The sequence below is a fragment of the Aminithiophilus ramosus genome, assembly GCF_018069705.1.
In the GTDB taxonomy this organism is placed as follows: Bacteria; Synergistota; Synergistia; order Synergistales; family Aminithiophilaceae; genus Aminithiophilus; species Aminithiophilus ramosus.
Genome location: NZ_CP072943.1, coordinates 1758913 through 1776756, shown reverse-complemented (window position 1 = coordinate 1776756; position 17844 = coordinate 1758913). Strand labels below are relative to the sequence as shown.

The following is a 17844-nucleotide window of genomic DNA, read 5'->3' as shown; positions in this document are numbered from 1 at the left end:
CGTTGCGACGGGGACTTTCCCGAGGCATGAGGGGGAGCGCCGCTGCGGCGCTCCCCCTCATGCCTCGGAAAAAAGAAGTCCTGTCGTCCTGTTGCCCTCTAAAAGACGGCGTAGTCGCTGTCTTTCGGGTCGCAGATGAACATGTGGCCCGGCGCATGGGTGATGGCGAAGGGCGGCCTGCTGGCCATGAGGGCCGCCTGAGGCGTGACGCCGCAGGCCCAGAAGACGGGCACGTCTCCCTCGTTGATGGGGACGGCGTCGCCGAAGTCGGGACGGGCGATGTCCTCGATGCCGATGAGCGCGGGGTCGCCGATGTGGACGGGAGCGCCGTGGACGGCGGGAAAGCGTCCCGTGGCCAGAACGGCCCTCGTCACGAGAGAAGCCGGGATGGGGCGCATGCTGACGACCATGGGACCTGAGAGACGTCCCGCCGGGCGGCAGGCGATGTCGGTCCTGTACATGGGGACGTTGCAGCCGCATTCGATGTGGCGCACGGGGACGGAGGCCTCGAGAAGGGCCCCCTCGAAGCTGAAAGAACAGCCCAGAAGGAAGCCCACGAGGTCGTCTCGCCAGTGGGAGGTGATTTCCGTGGGCTCCTCGACGAGCTCTCCGTCGCGCCAGATCCGGTAGCGGGGGAGATCGATTCTCAGGTCCGCTCCGGGGGCGACGATAGAGGGCTCGCTGTCGCCAGGTTCGGTGATGTCCAGGATGGGACAGGGCTTGGGGTTCCGCTGGGCGAAGACGAGGAAGTCATAGGCCCAGTCCCTGGGCAGGATGACGAGGTTGGCCTGAACGTGTCCCTTGGCCATGCCCGGAGTGGGACCTGTCCACTCGCCTCGGCCGATCATGGCACGGATCGCCGACGGCGATGCCGACGCGAAGTCTGCGGCTTTCATCGGAGGACCTCCTTCAGAGGGCGAATGGCCACTCCGGCTCTTTCGAGTCCCTCTCGGACGGCGCGGGCCATTTCGACGGCCTCGGCGTTGTCCCCGTGGAGGCAGATCGAATGGGGGCGGAAAGCGATGAGGGTGCCGTCGATGGCCTCGACGATGCCCTCTGTGGCCATGCGGACGACGCGTTGCACGGCGACAGGGACGTCGTGGATGACGGCGCCCCGTTCCTTGCGGGGGACGAGTGTTCCGTCGGCCCTGTAGGCTCTGTCGGCAAAGGCCTCGGCGGCGAAGGGGACGGCGGCCTCGGCGGCGGCCGATTCGAAGCAGGAGCGGGCCAGGCCCATGAGGATCAGATCGCCTGCGTCGGCGACGGCTCGGGCGATGGCCCGGGCCAGTTCCGGATCTTTGGCGGCCTGGTTGTAGAGAGCGCCGTGGGGTTTGACATGCTGCAGGGCCATTCCCGCTGCGTGGCAGAAGGCCTTCATGGCGCCGATCTGGTAGAGCGTGAAGGCGTAGGCCTCGTCGGGAGAGACGGCCAGGGTCCGGCGGCCGAAGCCGACCAGGTCGGGATGGCCCGGATGGGCCCCGACGGCCACGCCGCGGGTCTTGGCCGCCTCGACGGTGGCGAGCATCACCTGGGGATCGCCGGCGTGGAAGCCGCAGGCGACGTTGGCCGAGGAGACGTGACGGAGCACCTCGGCGTCGTTGCCCATGGACCAGGCGCCGAAACTTTCGCCGAGATCGCTGTTGAGGTCGATGAGAGGCATGATCTTCTCCTTTCCGGTAATCCTTCGGTCTCGAGGTTGCGCCTATCCGTCGAGGTTTTCCCAGGTCACATCGTAGGTCCTGCCTTCGACGGTGAGACGCCAGGTCGCTCTTCCGCCTGTCAAGGCCTTTCGAGGCCGCGACCGGTAGGCGGAGCGGAGGTCGAGGAGAGCGTCCACCTTTTTTCTCTCTTCCCTGACGAGGGCGATGGCCTCGTCGAAGGAAAGAGAGACGAAACGTACCGTCTGGCCCGGCAGTCTCTGGGCCAGAGCGCCGATGTCCGTCGAGACGAGGACGGCTATTTTTGTGTAGCCTCCTGTCGTCTGGCCGTCGGCGAGCATGCAGATGGGCCGTCCCCCTCCGGGAACCTGAATGGAGCCCAAAGGGATGGCGTCGGAGATGATGTCGGCCTCCGAAGCGTGTTCGATCTCGGGACCTTCGAAACGGTAGCCCATGCGATCGGCCTCGTTGGAGATGACGTAGGCCGACCCGAGGAAGGTCTCGATTCCTGCGGCGGAGAAGGCCTTTTCCTGAGGTCCGAGAAGAACGCCGAGAGGAGCCTCCCCGTTTCTTGAGGGGCGAAGCGTTTCGGGGCAGGAGAAACCGGAGCCTGCCTCGACGAGGAGGGCCTCTCCCGTCTGGAGGCTGTCTCCTTTCTTGAGAGCCCGTCCCTCGAAACCCCCCAGACCGGCTCGGAGGTAGGTGGAGCGGCTCCCCATGACGGGAGGAACGTCGATCCCTCCCGAGAGGCAGAGATAGGCCCTGCAGCCCTTGCCTTTCGGTCCGGAGAAGGCCAGAACATCTCCGGAGGAGACGGGGAGGGCCTCCCAGGTGGGGGCGGTAGCGCCGTTGACGGAAAAACCCAAGTCGGCTCCCGTTACGGCGACGAGGCCCTGCCCTTCGACGATCGCCTTGGGGCCGAGAACGGTGATTTCCAGTGCCGCCGCTCCCTCGTCGTTGCCGGCGAGGATGTTACCCATACGGAGACTTTGGCGGTCCATGGCCCCTGCCACGGGCATGCCCTTGCCCTGATAGCCCCAGCGTCCCAGATCCTGGACGGTCGAAAGAAGACCGCCGTTTTCGACGATGATCCTCATCTCCCCTCCCCCTTCCGAGGTCCGACCTGCGGACGGTAGCGGCGTGCGGCCACGTCGGCGGAGAGAGAGAGAAATTCCCGACGGTCTACGGAGCGGAAGCGGACCCAGATGCCGGCCTCGATGAGGATGGGCGTCTCTCCCGAAGGGTCGAAGAGGCGCAGCGGCGTGCGGCCGATGAGCTGCCAGCCTCCGGGACTGTCGATAGGGTAGATCCCCGTCTGCCTGCCGGCGATGCCCACGCTCCCGGCCGGGATGAGCGTCCTCGGCGTCGCCAGGCGGGGAGTGGCTATCGACTCGTCCATGCCGCCGAGGTAGGAGAAGCCCGGCGTGAAACCCAGCATGTAGCAGTAATAATCCCGTCCGGAATGACGAGCGATCACCTCTTCTGGGCTCAGTCCGTTGTGACGGGCCACGTTCTCCAGGTCGGGGCCTTCGTCGCCTCCGTAGAGGACGGGAACGGTCATGACCTGTCCCGCGTCGTCAGGCCCGTCCTCTACGGAAAGGGCCATTTCCTCGATGCGGGAGAAGAGCCCTTCCGTCTCGGTCCTCGTCGGGTCGAAATAAAGGGCCAGAGAGCGGTAGGTGGGGACCGTTTCGAGAAGCCCGACGAAGGGCCTCTTTTCGATGGCGCGGCGGAGCTGCTGTACCCGGCCGTTGACGGCCAGATCGATCGCGTCGCCGAACTCGACGACGAGACAGCCGTCTCCGGCCTGAAGCAGTCTGGGTGCCTTTTCTCGAGTCATTTTTTTCACCTCCGGAAGGCTTCCGAGGGAGGTGGACCTCCCCCGGAATTATCGCCCCATCGACCCTACTTGAGAAGGGTGGAGATGGCGCCGAGAGATTTGACGCCCATCCAGAGGGTGAAGGCCGCCATGAGATAGCCGCAGGCCGTCATCCACTTGGGGTGGCGGTAATCGCCGACGATATCTTTCCTGTAGGCGGCCAGGAGAACGGAGACGAGGGCCAGGGGGAGAATGAGACCGTTGATCGAACCGGCAAAAATAAGAAGTTTGACCGGTTTTCCCAGAGTGGTGAAAAGGGTCGTCGAGGCGACGATGAAGCCCACCATCCACCAGCGGTGCTGCCGCGATACGGAGCCGAAAAGGGTCCGGAGAAAGGATATGGACGTGTAGGAGGCGCCGACGACGGACGTGATGCCTGCAGCCCAGAGGATGACGCCGAAAATCTTGTAGCCCATGTCTCCGGCCCCGATCTGGAAGGCCGAGGCGGGCGGGTTGGCCGGATCAAGCTTGTGCCCCATGAGGACGACGCCCAGAATGGCGAGGAAGAGGAAAAAGCGCATGACGCCTGTGATGCCGATGGCATTGATGGCGCCTTTGCTGATGGAGGGAAGGTTGTCCCTGCCCGTGATTCCGGCGTCGATGATGCGATGGGCGCCGGCGAAAGAGATGTAGCCGCCCACCGTCCCGCCGACGAGGGTGAGAACGATCATCCAGTCGATCGTCGAGGGGAGGACGGCTTCCTTGAGTGCCAGGGTGACGGGAGGATGGGTGCGGAAAACCATGTAGCCCACCATGGCGATCATGACGAAGCCCAGAATCTGGGTGAAACGGTCCATGGCCGACCCCATCTCCTTGCGGAGGAAGAGGAAGATGGCGATGACGGCGCTGACGGCGGCTCCCACGGGCAGAGGTACGCCGCCGAGGACGTTCAGCCCCATGGCCGCTCCGCCGATGTTGCCGACGTTGAAGACGAGTCCGCCGATGGCGACGGCGAAGGCGAGGAAGTAGCCCAGGCCGGGCAGAACCCTGTTGGCCACATCCTGGGCCCGCATGCCCGATACGGCCAGAATGCGCCATATGTTGAGCTGGACGACGACGTCGATGAGGATCGACGACAGGATGGCGAAAGCGAAGGCGGCCTGAAGTTTTTCCGTGAAGACGGCCGTCTGGGTGAGAAAGCCCGGTCCGATGGCCGACGTGGCCATGAGGAAGGCCGCCCCCAGAAGCACGCTGAGGGTGTTCTTCCTGCTTCTGTCTTCCGATTCCTTCAGTCCCGTCCCTTCCAATGTGAGTGCCTTCCGGTTCTCTGCCACGCGAACCACCTCCGGATGAGAGTATGAAGCGCCTACACCCATCATTAAGCAAAAAAGTTGCTCATCGTCCGGAAGGCCTTTCTCACGATCGAATCTTTGTAAAAGGGGTTTTCCAGGGCCTTTTCGGAAGGATCGGCCGAGGGGGCGAATTCGATTCTTTTTTCGCAGAAGGGGTCTTTTGTGCTCCTTCTGCACGCTGTTCAGAAAACGCACACTTCGGGGCCAAAGTGAAGGGAGCGCCTTTTTCATGCAGGACCGATGAGTTAAGATGGGCGACAAGAGTTTGCTTCGGAGGTGGGTCGATGGAGGGTAACAGAGTGGTGCCGACAGGGTGTCGGGCGATCCTGATGGATCTTGAGGGGACGTTGCTTCCCGTTACCTACGTGCGAGAGTCGCTCTTTCCCTATGCCAGAGAGCGCATGGCCTCGTTCGTGGCCCAGAGGGGCGACCGGGAGGAGGTCTGGCCGCTGCTGAAAGAGGCCAGGCGGTTGCTGGGCAATCCCCGGATGGCCGAGCCTGATCTGGTTCAGGGGCTCCGTCGCTGGATCGACGAAGACCGCAAGTACGCGCCTCTCAAGTTGATCCAGACCCTGATCTGGGAGGAGGGGTATTTCAGCGGAGAGCTGAGGGCTCCCTTTTACGGCGATGTCAGGAGCTGTCTTCAGCGGTGGAGGGAGTCGGGGCTGACTCTCTATATCTTTTCGGCCTGCGCCGTGCGGGCTCAGAAGCTTCACTTGGCCTTCAGCTCCGACGGGGATCTGTGTGCCCTCATTTCGGGCCATTTCGACGTCCGCTTCGGCTCGAAGAAGGAACCTCTCTCGTACGCGAAGATCGCCCAGGCGACGGGCTATCACGTCGGTGACTTTCTCTTTCTTTCCGACGACGGAGAGGAGCTGGAGGCGGCCTCGGCCGCCGGTTTTTCCGTCCTTCTCGTCGCGCGTGACGGAGAGAGGGGACCGGGCGTTATCGTCGACCTCTGCTGAGGGCCTTTCCCGCTCAACGCTTTTTCATCAGCCTCTTGCCGTGCCATGCCGCCGTACGCCGTGGGATTCCCAGCTCTCTGGCGACGGCGGCGTAACTTTTTCCCTCCTCCAGTCCCCTTGCCAGGTGGCTCCTCAGTGCGGCCACGGAGAGATCCGGCCTCGCCTGGAGAGGCCTCGAGAAGAGATGATCGAGGCAGATCGTTCCCCGTGGAGAGAGGGCCCATGTGGAGCGGGCCGCCCTATGGATCGTCGAGGAGTGGAGCCCGAGGTCCGAGGCGGCTTCGTCGAGGACGAGAGGTGCCGGAAAGGCTGGGCCGGAGAGGTATCCCTCCTGGCGCGAGGCCAGGAAGAGGGCCAGCCGCAGCTTGGTCCGGTACCGTCGCGCCAGCAGCTTCGCCGTCTCCTGAAAGCCCCTCCAGGCCTGGCTGAGGCTTTTTTCGGCTCTCCAGGGGAGCATGGTCTCGTCGGCGACGAGGCGGGGGAGGTTTCCTTCGATGAGGCTGACGATCAGGCCTCGTCCTCCTTTTTTGAAGGCGATCTCGGCCACGAGGGGGCGGCAAGGGGCGAAGGCCCGACCCGGGTGGGGGTCGAGACGACGGAGCTCCTCCAGGGCCGACGACAGCGCGCTGTGGGAGAGGGCCAGCGCCGAGGCGACCTGTCCCGTGGTTCCCTTTTCAAGCAGAGCCCGTCCCTCGGAGAGAAGGCGCCAGGCGACGCTTCCCTCCCGATGGCGGCGGCGGAGCTGGATCGAAAGGCAATCGACGAGATCGAGGGCGAAGAATCCCGGCGGGTCGATCCAGTCCTGAAGGGCGGTGAGGGTCTCTCCCGCCTCTTTTTCGTCTTGCCCCAGGAAGGCGGCCAGCTCGCCGAGGCCGACGTTGAGATAGCCCCGGCTGTCGAGGCGTTCGAGCAGTCCCTCGGTGACGGTCCGACCCAGCGTCGCGAGCGAGGGGCAGAGCCAGAGCTGGGGCCGGAGGTGATCGTCCATCGTCGTCGGTGCCTCGACATGCTCCTCCCAGGACGCTTCGAGAGGCGCCGCTCGCGTGGGCGGAAGGATGCGGCAGAAGGGGTTGTCGGCGAGGCGCCGACGCAGATCCTCTTCGAGGCGTTCGGCGGGGAGGGTGAGGAGTTCCAGCCCGGCCAGGATTTTGGGCAGGGGGAGCAGCCGCGTCTCCAGACGGGGTTGGAGATTGAGCCCCGATTCAATCCATGCCATGGCGCTGCATCCGACGCAGAAGGGCGTAGCGGGAAATGCCCAGGAGCTGGGCGGCGCGGGTTCGGTTGGAGCCGCACTGGGCCAGAGCCTCTTCGAGGAGGTTGCGCTCGTAGCCGTCGAGGCGGCTTTTGAGATTTCCCGCCGTCGAGGGGAAGGGGGAACCCGGAGGAAGGGCGTCGAGCATTTCCTCCGGCAGGTCGGCGAGACGGATGGCTCTGTCTCCGCTTTCTTTGAGGATGTAGAGTCTTTCGACGAGGTTTCGCAACTCCCGGACGTTGCCCGGCCAGGGATAGTCGAGGAAGAGTTCCTCCACTTCCGCCGAGGGCGCGAGGGGCGGGCGTCCCAGGCGGGCCGAGAATTCGGCCAGAAAGGTCTCGAGCAGCTCCAGGACGTCCCGTCCTCTCTCTCGCAGCGGAGGAAGTTCGAGAGGGAGAAGGGCGATGCGATAGAAAAGATCGCGCCGGAACGTCCCCTGGGCGATGCGCGATTCGAGATCGACGCAGGTGGCGCAGAGGACCTGAAGGGAGACTTCCGTCTCCTTCGTGTCGCCCAGGGGGCGGAAGGAGCGGGAATCGAGAAAGCGCAGCAGCTTGCCCTGAAGGGGCAGGGCCATGTCGCCGATCTCGTCGAGAAAAAGCGTTCCGCCTCGGGCCACCTCGATAAGGCCCGTCTTGTCCTGGGCGGCTCCCGTGTAGGCCCCTCGCCTGTAGCCGAAAAGCTCGGCCTCCATGAGGGCCTCGGGAATGGCGGCGCAGTTGAGGGCCACGAAGTCGCCCTTGCGGGCTCCGTTGCGGTGGATCAGGCGGGCGACGACCTCTTTGCCCGATCCGCTCTCTCCCCGGATGAGAATGTTGAGATCGGAAAAGGAGGCCACTTTGGCGATGAAGTCGCGCACCTTTTCCATCGCCGGCGACGTGCCGACGAGGGGGATTCCCTCGCCCTGGAGGCGGCTGACGCGCCGCGAGAGATCGAGGGCCTCGGCGGCGCGGCGGATCATGTTCCTGGCCGCCTCGAGGGGAAAGGGCTTATCCAGGTAGTTGTAGGCGCCCTCCTTGATGGCCCTGACGATGAGGGCCGAATCGCCGAAGGCCGTCATGACGATGACCCGCGCCTCTTTGTTGCTTTTGAGCAGATGGGGCAGCGCCGTCAGGCCGTCGCCGTCGGGAAGGCGCAGGTCGAGAAGGACGATTTCGGGCCTCTCCCCTTTGAGTAGCCTGTTGAGAACTGCCAGGTCGGGGATGAGGGTGACGGCCAGGCCCTCCCGTTCGAAGGCCTTTCCCAGTCCCTGGGCGAGGCTCGGTTCGTCTTCAATGATCCATAGTCGCGTCATGATTCCCGCTCCTCTCTGTCGGCAGATCGATGATGAACGAGGTTTGCCCCTCTTCGGAGCGGACCCGGAGCGTCCCCTCGTGCATTTCGACGACGCGGGAGACGATGGAAAGCCCCAGACCCGTTCCGTCGGGGCGCGTGGTGAAGAAGGGGTCGAAGAGGCGGTCGGCGATTTCGGGAGCGATTCCCCTTCCCGTGTCGCGGACTTCGATTTCGATCCTCTCTCCCTTCCTCCTTGCCGCCAGGGTCAGACGGCCTCCCTGCGGTTCCATGGCCGCCAGGGCGTTGAGAGCCAGATTGAGGAGCATCTGCTGGAGGCGTCCTCCATCGCCGGAAAGAGCGAGATCGCCTTCGGTTTCGACGGCCAGGGAGACTTTGGATCGGCTCAGATTGGGGCCGATCATGCGTCGGCACCAGAGAAAAAGCTCCTCGACGGAGAGGGGGCCCCAGATCGGCTCCGGAGGCCGGCCGTAGGCCAGAAGCTGTGACACCGTTCCGTTGAGGCGGTCCAGCTCTCGGCCCACGAGAGCCAGCGAGGCCTGCCCTTCTCCGTCGACGGACGATTCGAGCAGGTCCAAATGGACGCGGATGGCCGCCAGCGGGTTGCGTATCTCGTGGGAGACCCCGGCGATGACCTGCCCCAGCGCGGCGAGGCGTTCCACTCGGGCCATGCGGCGCTCCAGCTCCTGCCCCTGCCGCAGACGGCTGATCATGTCGTTGAAGGTGGCCTCGACGAGGGCGAACTCGAAAGGCGGGACCTCCCGTCTCGGAAGTCTGACCCAGCGCCCGGCCGAGATCTCGCTGCAGGCCCAGGCGAGACGTTTCAGCGGGCGCGTCAGGCCGTAGGCGAGAAAAACGGCGATCTCGACGGACAGCAGGAGGCCGATCATGGCCACGACGAGAACGTGGCGCTGGCGGTGAAGAAGATCGGCGAAGAGGGCTGCCCGATCGGGACAGGCCTTCCAGAGAGCCCCCTCTGCGGAGCGAAGAAGAGGGACGTCCCCTTCCGTTCCCGCAACGATGCGCCAGTTCTTTCCCCTGGCCGAAAGGAGGGTGGCGGCCTCGACAGAGGAGAGGCGAGCCATCTGAGGGGCGAGGGCTCTTATGGTCTCCTCTTCCCTGCCGATTCGGTCGTGGTAGTCGACGTAGAGCGTCGTGCCCGTAAGGGAGAGGATGAGGGCCAGGGCGATGGAGGAGACGACGAGCTTGATGGAGCTTTCCAGACTGGGGCGCCTCATGATGGGCTTGTCCCCTCGACGATCCAGCAGAGGGCTTCGACGAACAGCGCCGGGATCAGGGCCATTTCGGGGCGGAGCCCCAGGCCGAAGACGAGAAGGCCGTGAAAGATGAGGGCGACGGTCAAGGCCTCGAAAAGCCCCTTCCGCCGCCACGACGAGGGGCCGTAGAGGGGAAGGAAAAAGCAGAGGGCCACGACGGCCCAACTGTGCTGCCCCAGGTCGAGAATGGCCGGCAGGGGAAGAAGGCTCAGGACGAGGGCCGCCGAGGCGATGACGGCCACGGCGAGACGGTTGCCGAGGAGAAAACGATCCTCTTCGATGGCCCCCTCCCTCCGGCGGCCCTTGCCCCTCAGATCGTAACAGAAGGAGCAGGCGGCCAGCAGGAGTTGGGAGTTGGCCGTGCTCACGGCGGCGGCCAGGACGGCGAGAAAAAGGAGCACCGTCGGAAGGGGGCCGAGAATGGAGCTGGTGAGGACGGCGAAGCCCATCTCCTGGTTGACGGGGGGAAGGAGCGGGAGAAGAAGCCTCCCTCCGAGACCGATGACGGTGAGGCAGCCGTAGATCCAGCCCAGGATGAAAGGTGAGAGGGCCAGCATGAGCCAGGCCGTGCGGGGGCTTTCGGCGGAGAGGATTCGGACGGCGTACTGGGGATTGGAGGCGACGCCCAGAGCCCAACCGGTCATCATCGTCAGGGTGAAAAGGGCGCCTCGAGGCGAGAGCGTGGCCATGACGGCCGGGTCTGCGGCGGCCAGCTTCCGGTGCAGCGTCAGGGGATCTCCTGCGCTTGCCGAGACGGCCAGGGCTGCCGCCGAGACGCCGACGACGATGACGACGAGGTTCAGCGCGTCGCTGCGGACGACGGAGGGCAGACCGCCGAAGGTGGTGTAGATGACGAAAAGATAGACGAGAAGGGAGGCCACGGGATAGTCGATATCGAGAAGATGGGCCACGACGGCGCCGAAGACGCGAAACTGAATGACCAGGTAGAGGGTGTAGGCGGCAAGGAGGGCCAGGGCGGAGAGACGCCTCAGCCTCGCGTCGCCGTAGGTCTCGGAGAGCCACTGGGGCATGGAGAGAGCCCTGCTTTTCCTGAGGCGGCCGACGACGAAGACGAGAGGAAGGAGGCCCATGAGCCAGCCGTTGACGGACCCCGTGAAGGCCAGGTAGCCCTCGCGGTAGAGGAGCATCGTGTAGCCCAGAACGGAGGCGCCGCTCATCCAGGTGGCGCAGAAGGTGGCGATGGAGCTCCAGAGGCTGAGCCTGCGGCCGCCCAGGTAGTAGAGGCGACGGTCCTCGTCCCAGGAGAAGGCCTTCCCGGCAAGGAGAATCAGGGCCAGGGCATAGGCGCCGAAGCCCAAAAGCTGCTGGACCAGAAGGGGCGGGTTCATCGGTCTCTCTTCCTGCGCAGGAGGGCTCCGACGACGAGGAGAGGCGACGCGACGAGAAGAAAGAACAGAGACCAGTCGAGCAGGACGGGGAGAAAGATCATGGCCACACCTCCGCCCCAGTAGGATAGAATCTTCTGAGAGGACGTCAACCTTCCCCTTCCGTAAAAAAACCGATGTCGGATCGGGAGGGGATGCCTATCATCAGGGACAACACAAAACGGAGGTGACCGCTCGTGAAATCAGGAAAGGTCCTCGTACGGCTTCTGGTTCTGATCGGGCTCGCCGGAGCTCTGGCTGTATCCGGACCCGGTTCGGCCCGGGCTCAGGATCCCTTCACGGGGAATACCGTGGCCAAAATTGCCGAGAAGGCTTCGCCGGCCGTCGTCAATATCGACACGGAAGCCATGGTCAAGCGCTCCTTCTCTCCCTTCGCCGAAGATCCCTTTTTCCGCCGTTTCTTCGGCGAGGAGTACGAACGCTTCTCCCGCGTCGTCCCCATGAGGGGCAAGGGGTCGGGCTTCGTCGTCACCGAAGACGGCTATATCATCACCAACAACCACGTCGTCCAGGGGGCCGACAAGATCACCGTCTCCCTCTCCGACGGCAGGAGCTTCGAGGCCAAACCGGTCGGCCACGATCCCACCTTCGATCTGGCCGTGATCAAGATCGAGGCCAAGGGATTGCCCGTCCTCGAGTTGGGCCGGTCCGAGACGGCCTCCGTCGGCGAGTGGGTCGTGGCCATCGGCAATCCCTACGGTTTCGAACATTCCGTCACCGTCGGCGTCCTTTCGGCGAAAAACCGTTCCGTCCACGCCGGGGACATCAACTTCGACGGGTTCCTCCAGACCGATGCCGCCATCAATCCCGGCAACAGCGGCGGCCCTCTCCTGAATCTGGAGGGCCAGGTCCTGGGCATCAATACGGCCATCGTTCCCTACGCCCAGGGAATCGGTTTCGCCGTTCCCATCGACATGGCCAAGGACGTCCTCGACGACCTGATCCGTTTCGGCAAGGTCAACAGAGGCTGGCTTGGCGTCTACATCCAGCCCCTGACGAAAGAATTCGCCGAGACCTACAGCTTCGAGGGGGACAAGGGAGCCGTCGTGGCCGACGTCGTGCCTGGCTCTCCCGCCGATCGCAGCGGTTTGATGCGGGGCGACGTCATCGTCTCCATCAACGGCAAGACCATCGAAAACCACCAGGATGTTTCGGCCTTTGTCCGTCGCCAGCTGGCCGGTGACACCGTCAAGGTGGAAATCGTCCGCAGCGGCACGAAAAAGAGCCTCGACGTCAAGCTGGGCGAGATTCCCGGCCAGATCGCCCAGTCCGAGAAGGTGACGAAACTCATCGAAACGATGGGAATCGAAGTCGATTCCGTCACGGGAGAGTTGAAGCAGGAGTTCAATCTCCCCGACAACGAGGGGGCCGTCGTCTCCAAAGTCGTTCCCGGATCGCCCGCCGATCGGCTGGGATTGCGTCGGGGCGACCTGATCATCGAGATCAACGGCGTCAAGATCAAGGGAGCCCAGTCCCTGGAGGAGAGTTTCTCGACGCAGAACAAGGCCATCGTTCTCCTCGTGTGGCGCGAGGGAAGGACCTTCTTCGTCTCCATGCGCATCTGAGGCGGTTTTCATCGGACAAGCAGGGGGCCTCGGGCGAGAGACGTTGCCCGAGGCCCCCTGCTTCATGCCCTCTCCCCGGGAGGGGGCTCCTCCTGAGCCAGCCCGCCGTGATAATCGGTCAGGGCCTGGACGTCGAGAGGGAAACGGAGGCGGAAGGTCGTTCCGGCGGCGATGACGGAGTCGATATCCACCTCGGCACGATGAAGTTGAGCGACGCGCTGGACCAGAGTCAGCCCGAGGCCGTAGCCCGGCGTGGAACGGGCCCGGTCGGCGCGCCAGAAGCGGTCGAAGCAGCGCCGGACCCCTTCCTCCTCCATGCCGGGGCCGCTGTCCCACACCTCGATATAGGCCTCGCGCCGCGCCTCGTGAAAGCCGGTGCGGATTCCCAGCTCCTTTTCTTCGGGCGTGTATTTGCTGGCGTTGTCGAGAAGGTTCGAGACCAGGCGGAGGAGGAGGCCCTGTCGTCCCAGGATGGGGGCGAGATCGAGATCGAGGCGGAGTTTCTGCCTCCTCGACGCCACGATGGGCGCCATGGCATCGGCCACCTCTTCGGCGATGAGGCAGAGATCGACGGCCTCCGGCTCTTCGAGGCCCGTCAGGGCGTCGAGGCGGGCCAATTCGAGAAGGACTTCGACCATGTTCTGCATGTTGCCCACCTGCTTGCTGATCTCGCCGAGGCTCTTTCGGTAGTAGGCCGGGTCGCGATCTCTCAGAAGGGAGACTTCGATCTTGCCCTTGACGACGGCGATGGGCGTCCGCAGCTCGTGGCTCACGTCGGAGGTGAACTGCTTGAGCTGATGGACGGAGCGCTCGAGCTTGTCGAGCATTTCGTTGAGGTGGAGGGCCAGCTCGGCGATCTCCCGGTCGCCTCCGAAGGGGAGGCGCATTCCCAGGTTGTCGATGCTCACCTGAGAGATGAAGCGGTTGATCGTCGTCAGAGGTTCCATGGCGCGAACGGCGGCGCCGTAGCCTAGGAAAAGGGCGGCCAGTCCGGCGATGGCGGCTGTGACGACCACGACGTAGGCGATCTGGGACCGTGCGGCGAGAAAGCTGTCGAGGGACATGCCGACGACGACGTAGTAGCTCCGCGTGGGGAGGCGGATCTGCTGCCAGGTGACGCGGATGAGGGAGCGTCCCGGAGGTTGGTACCAGGGCATGAGCCAGAGGTGACGCGGGGCGAAATCCTGCTCGAGGAGGTTGACCGTCCTCGGCTCCTGCCCCTGGCGGAGGAGCCGTCCGACGAGGACGGGGGAGAGGGCGAATCCGGGATGAAGCCGGCCCGAGCCCCCCACGTGGGCGTTGAGCCCCTCGTCGTAGATCTGGAAATCGAGATGGAGGAGGCTCCACGTTCCGCGGAGAAGGATATACTCCTCGCTGTCGATGAAGAAAATGCCCTGCGTGGCCAGATGAAAGGCGACGCGGGAAGAGGACTCCCGGAGAGAGCGGTTCATGCTGTCGATCTGGAAGTAGGAGAAAAAACCGAGAACGGCCCCGCCGAAGCCGAGGACGAGTCCCAGCAGGACGAGGCAGTAGTAGAGCGTCATCTTGAAGCGGAAGGAACGGAGATGGAAAAGAGAGCGCCTCCGCCCCTTCCCGCCTGAGATGTCCCTCATCGTCTACATGCTCGAAACGGTCCCCGAAAGGACCTCTCTAGTCGTACTCGGGGCAGGAGACCTTGTAGCCCACGCCCCGGACGGTGATGACGACCGTGTCGAGATTGAAGGGGCGCAGCTTGTCCCGGAGGTATTTGACGTGAACGTCGACGACGTTGCTCGTCCCGTCGTACTCCTTCTGCCAGACGTGGGCGATGACGCGATCCCGGGTGAAGACCTGGTTCTCGTAGCGCATGAGAAGCTCGAGGATGTCGAACTCGCGGCGGCGGAGGGGGACGATGTCGTCGCCGACGCGACACTCCCGGGCGACGGGGTCGAGGACGAGAGGCCCGCACTTGAGGAGGGGGCGTTTCTGCTCCGACCGACGGCGGATGAGGGCGTGGACGCGGGCGATGAGTTCGCGGAAGTCGAAGGGCTTGACGAGGTAGTCGTCGGCCCCGCGGTTCAGCCCCTCGACGCGGTCGTCGACGGTGTCCTTGGCGGTGAGCATGATGATGGGCGTATCCTTGCCCTCCTCGCGCAGCTTCTCCACCATCTGGAAGCCGTCCATGCCGGGCAGCATGATGTCGACGATGAGACAGTCGTAGTCGGTTCCCTTGCCTTTGGCCAGGCCCTCTTCTCCGTCGTAGGCGCTGTCGACGGCGAAGCCGTTTTCTCCGAAACCTTCGGCGAGGACCTGAACGAGGTCCCTGTTGTCTTCGATGATCAGAATCTTCATCGGCAATCGCTCCTTTTCGGCATCTTTTAAGGGGAAATGGAAGATGTTCGTAGTTCTCCCATTAAACCACAGTCATGAGCCAATGTCGAGCACAACATTATTCCGGGTTCCGTTGCTCCCTTGGAAGCGCTGATGGTACAATAGGCGCGACCCGTCACTCGGAGGTTCGCTCGCTGCGCGACCCGCTTGGTTTCGGGATCTGATCACACGAGGTGAAAGAGGATGTTGAACGCCGACAAGGAGACCAAGACGAATCTGATCTCCGAGTACAAGACGCACGAGACGGACACGGGCTCTCCCGAGGTTCAGGTCGCCCTTCTGACCTACCGCATCCGGGAGCTGACGGAACATCTCAAGATCCACAAGAAGGATTTCCACTCCCGTCGGGGCCTTCTCAAGATGGTCGGGCGGCGGCGCAAGCTGCTCAACTATCTCAAGGAGAACGACTTCGGTCGCTACCAGACCCTGATCCAGAGGCTGGGGCTGCGCCACTAGTCCTCTCGAGAGTGGGGAGAGCCCGGCTCTCCCCACTCTTTATTTCTCAAATCAAGAGGGGCTCCCTGGAGGGAGCCCCTCTTTGTGTTATGCTAAGAGACGTGCAAAGAGGAAAAAAAGACGGAACTTCAAGGAGGCAACAACGAGATGATTCACAACTACTCCATGACGATAGGCGGTCTCGACATGAAGATCGAGACAGGCTATCTGGCCAAACAGGCCAGCGGTTCGGTGCGCATGACCTACGGCGAGACGGTCGTCCTCGTCACGGCCTGCATGACGGAAAAGCCCAGAGAGGGGCTTGACTTCTTCCCGCTTCTCGTCGACTACGAGGAGCGCTACTACTCGGCGGGAAAGATCCCCGGAGGATTCATCAAGCGCGAGGGGAGACCGACGGAGACGGCCATCATCGGCTGTCGCGTCATCGACCGCTCCATCCGCTCCCTCTTCGACGAGCGGATGCGCCATGACGTTCACGTCGTCGCCACCGTGCTTTCCGTCGACCAGTCCAATCCCCCCAACATCCTGGCCATCAACGGGGCATCGACGGCCCTCATGATTTCCGACATCCCCTGGGGCGGTCCCGTCGGCGCCGTCCGCATCGGCTGCATCGACGGCGAGCTCGTCGTCAATCCCACGGAGCAGGCCCTGGACGAAAGCACTCTCGACCTGATCGTCTCGGGGCACCTCGAGGGCATCACCATGGTCGAGGCCGGAGCCCGAGAGGTTTCGGAGTCCCTCCTGGCCGACGCCCTCGAGCTGGCCCACGAGGAGATCAAGAAGATCTGCCGTCTTCAGATCGAGATCCGCGACGAGATCGGCAAGGCCAAGTTCGAGTTCGTCCCCCCCGCAACCCTCGCCGAGATCGACGACTGGATCGAATCGACCCAGTCCGGCGCCATCCGCGAGGCCGTGCTCATTCATGCCAAACAGGCCCGTGGCGCGGCCATCGAGGTCGTCAAGGCGCGCTCCATCGAGCACTTCGCCGAGAGCTACCCCGAGGCGAAGCGCTACATCGGCGAGGTGGTGGAGCATCTCGTCAAGACGATCATGCGCCGAGTCGTCGTCGAGGAACACCTTCGCGCCGACGGCCGCGCCATGGACGAAGTGCGTCCCATCTCCTGCGAGGTGGGCGTCCTTCCCCGGACCCACGGCTCGGCCGTCTTCACCCGCGGCGAGACGCAGGCCCTGGTGACGGCCACGCTGGGCATGATGGGCAACGACGACCAGATCCTCGACGGCATCAAGCTCGACGAGCCGCCGAAAAAGTTCATGCTTCACTACAACTTCCCTCCCTATTCGGTGGGGGAGGTCCGCCCCATGAGGGGACCCGGTCGCCGCGAAATCGGCCATGGAGCCCTGGCCGAGCGTTCCGTCCGCGCCATGATGCCCGACGAGAGTTTCCCCTACGTCGTCCGCGTCGTCTCCGACATCCTCGAGTCGAACGGATCGAGCTCGATGGCCTCCGTCTGCGGCGCCTCCCTGGCCCTCATGGACGCCGGCGTCCCCCTGGCCAAGCCGGTGGCGGGCATCGCCATGGGGCTCATCAAGGAGGGCGACGCCGTCGAAATCCTCTCCGACATCCAGGGCCTGGAAGATCACTACGGAGACATGGACTTCAAGGTGGCCGGCACCCGTGACGGCGTGACGGCCCTCCAGATGGACAACAAGGCCGGAGGCATCACCCGTGCCATCCTGGAGAGGGCCCTCAATCAGGCCCGCGGTGCCCGCCTCCACATTCTGGGCTGCATGGAAGCCACTCTGGCCGCCCCCCGCGAGGAGATGTCGCCCTACGCTCCCCGCATCTACACCATGCAGATCAGCGTCGACCGGATCCGCGACGTCATCGGCCCCGGCGGGAAGATCATCCGCAAGATCATCGCCGACACGGGCTGCAAGGTCGACGTCGAGGACGACGGCCGCATCTTCATCGCCTCGTCGTCCTCGGAGAAGGCCGAGGAGGCCATGGGCCAGATCCGGGACCTGACGCGCGACGTCGAGCCCGGCGAGGTCTTCTACGGCAAGGTGACGCGTCTCATGAACTTCGGCGCCTTCGTCGAGGTCCTTCCCGGCAAGGAAGGGCTCCTTCACGTCAGCGAAGTGAGCACCCACCACGTGCCCAAGCTCGACGAGATCCTTCAGCCCGGCGACAGCGTCCTCGTCGTCGTCAAGGAGATCGACGACCTCTCCCGCGTCAACCTCTCGCGCCGCCGCGTCTTCGTCGACCGCAGAAGCGAGTTCGAGTCCGATCCGGCCTGGAAGGCGATCTTCGCCGCCGAAGACGAGAGAGAGGTCCTCATCGCCGAAAAGGCCGCCGCCGGCGGCGGGCGCCCCGCCCCGAGGGGAGACCGTCCCAGTCGTGACGGAGACAGGCCCGGCCGAAGCGGCGATCGCCGCCCCGGCGGTCCCCGCCGTCCCCGGGAGTAGCTCC

Annotated in this window: 16 protein-coding genes; 4 read left to right on the top strand and 12 right to left on the bottom strand. The window is 64.2% G+C overall.

Annotated features, from left to right (window positions below; genetic code table 11):
- Window positions 1-98 precede the first annotated feature (98 nt).
- The 5 genes from KAR29_RS08180 to KAR29_RS08160 all read right to left on the bottom strand — a co-directional run bounded on the left by KAR29_RS08180 (window position 99) and on the right by KAR29_RS08160 (window position 4811).
- Window positions 99-896 (bottom strand): putative hydro-lyase, encoded by a 798-nt coding sequence (locus KAR29_RS08180; RefSeq protein ID WP_274372512.1) that lies wholly within the window; start codon window positions 894-896, stop codon window positions 99-101.
- On the bottom strand, window positions 893-1660 hold the full coding sequence (locus tag KAR29_RS08175; protein ID WP_274372511.1) for a LamB/YcsF family protein: 768 nt from the start codon (window positions 1658-1660) through the stop codon (window positions 893-895). The genes KAR29_RS08180 and KAR29_RS08175 overlap by 4 nt, the downstream gene beginning before the upstream one ends.
- 42 nt (window positions 1661-1702) lie before the next feature.
- Window positions 1703-2755 (bottom strand): 5-oxoprolinase subunit C family protein, encoded by a 1053-nt coding sequence (locus KAR29_RS08170; RefSeq protein ID WP_274372510.1) that lies wholly within the window; start codon window positions 2753-2755, stop codon window positions 1703-1705.
- Window positions 2752-3498: a 5-oxoprolinase subunit PxpB gene (gene pxpB / locus KAR29_RS08165; RefSeq protein ID WP_274372509.1), complete on the bottom strand. Its 747-nt coding sequence runs from the start codon at window positions 3496-3498 to the stop codon at window positions 2752-2754. The genes KAR29_RS08170 and pxpB overlap by 4 nt, the downstream gene beginning before the upstream one ends.
- A 65-nt stretch (window positions 3499-3563) precedes the next feature.
- On the bottom strand, window positions 3564-4811 hold the full coding sequence (locus KAR29_RS08160; RefSeq protein WP_407649475.1) for an NRAMP family divalent metal transporter: 1248 nt from the start codon (window positions 4809-4811) through the stop codon (window positions 3564-3566).
- Window positions 4812-5113: 302 nt separating this feature from the next.
- Between KAR29_RS08160 and mtnC the strand changes: the two genes are divergently transcribed.
- Entirely contained in the window at window positions 5114-5794 is a 681-nt protein-coding gene (gene mtnC / locus KAR29_RS08155; RefSeq protein WP_274372508.1) for an acireductone synthase, read from the top strand.
- 13 nt (window positions 5795-5807) lie between these two features.
- Here mtnC and KAR29_RS08150 read toward each other — a convergent pair whose 3' ends face one another.
- Genes KAR29_RS08150 through KAR29_RS08130 form a run of 5 tightly spaced genes read right to left on the bottom strand, consistent with a single transcriptional unit; the run spans window position 5808 to window position 11114 of the window.
- Window positions 5808-7010, bottom strand: coding sequence for an RNA polymerase factor sigma-54 (locus KAR29_RS08150; protein WP_274372507.1), 1203 nt, complete (start codon window positions 7008-7010; stop codon window positions 5808-5810).
- Window positions 6997-8340 (bottom strand): sigma-54-dependent transcriptional regulator, encoded by a 1344-nt coding sequence (locus KAR29_RS08145; protein WP_274372506.1) that lies wholly within the window; start codon window positions 8338-8340, stop codon window positions 6997-6999. Before KAR29_RS08145 ends, KAR29_RS08150 begins: the two co-directional genes overlap by 14 nt.
- Window positions 8318-9577 carry a sensor histidine kinase gene (locus KAR29_RS08140; RefSeq protein ID WP_274372505.1) on the bottom strand — a complete coding sequence of 420 codons (1260 nt, stop codon included), beginning with the start codon at window positions 9575-9577 and terminating at the stop codon, window positions 8318-8320. The genes KAR29_RS08145 and KAR29_RS08140 overlap by 23 nt, the downstream gene beginning before the upstream one ends.
- Window positions 9574-10965, bottom strand: a complete 1392-nt coding sequence (locus KAR29_RS08135) for a sodium:solute symporter family protein (RefSeq protein WP_274372504.1) — start codon at window positions 10963-10965, stop codon at window positions 9574-9576. The genes KAR29_RS08140 and KAR29_RS08135 overlap by 4 nt, the downstream gene beginning before the upstream one ends.
- The gene (locus KAR29_RS08130; protein ID WP_274372503.1) at window positions 10962-11114 is read right to left on the bottom strand and encodes a hypothetical protein; all 153 of its coding nucleotides are present in this window, start codon (window positions 11112-11114) and stop codon (window positions 10962-10964) included. The genes KAR29_RS08135 and KAR29_RS08130 overlap by 4 nt, the downstream gene beginning before the upstream one ends.
- Before the next feature lie 84 nt (window positions 11115-11198).
- On the opposite strand from KAR29_RS08130, the gene KAR29_RS08125 reads away from it, so the two are divergent.
- Window positions 11199-12587: a trypsin-like peptidase domain-containing protein gene (locus KAR29_RS08125; protein ID WP_274372502.1), complete on the top strand. Its 1389-nt coding sequence runs from the start codon at window positions 11199-11201 to the stop codon at window positions 12585-12587.
- Between the two features lie 62 nt (window positions 12588-12649).
- Here KAR29_RS08125 and KAR29_RS08120 read toward each other — a convergent pair whose 3' ends face one another.
- Together KAR29_RS08120 and KAR29_RS08115 are read right to left on the bottom strand one after the other, a co-directional pair.
- Window positions 12650-14200 carry a sensor histidine kinase gene (locus KAR29_RS08120; protein WP_274372501.1) on the bottom strand — a complete coding sequence of 517 codons (1551 nt, stop codon included), beginning with the start codon at window positions 14198-14200 and terminating at the stop codon, window positions 12650-12652.
- A gap of 37 nt (window positions 14201-14237) precedes the next feature.
- Window positions 14238-14918, bottom strand: coding sequence for a response regulator transcription factor (locus KAR29_RS08115; RefSeq protein WP_274372500.1), 681 nt, complete (start codon window positions 14916-14918; stop codon window positions 14238-14240).
- A gap of 222 nt (window positions 14919-15140) precedes the next feature.
- On the opposite strand from KAR29_RS08115, the gene rpsO reads away from it, so the two are divergent.
- Window positions 15141-15413: a 30S ribosomal protein S15 gene (rpsO, locus tag KAR29_RS08110; protein WP_274372499.1), complete on the top strand. Its 273-nt coding sequence runs from the start codon at window positions 15141-15143 to the stop codon at window positions 15411-15413.
- Window positions 15414-15560: 147 nt separating this feature from the next.
- The gene (pnp, locus tag KAR29_RS08105) at window positions 15561-17840 is read left to right on the top strand and encodes a polyribonucleotide nucleotidyltransferase (RefSeq protein ID WP_274372498.1); all 2280 of its coding nucleotides are present in this window, start codon (window positions 15561-15563) and stop codon (window positions 17838-17840) included.
- The last annotated feature ends 4 nt before the right edge of the window (window positions 17841-17844 follow it).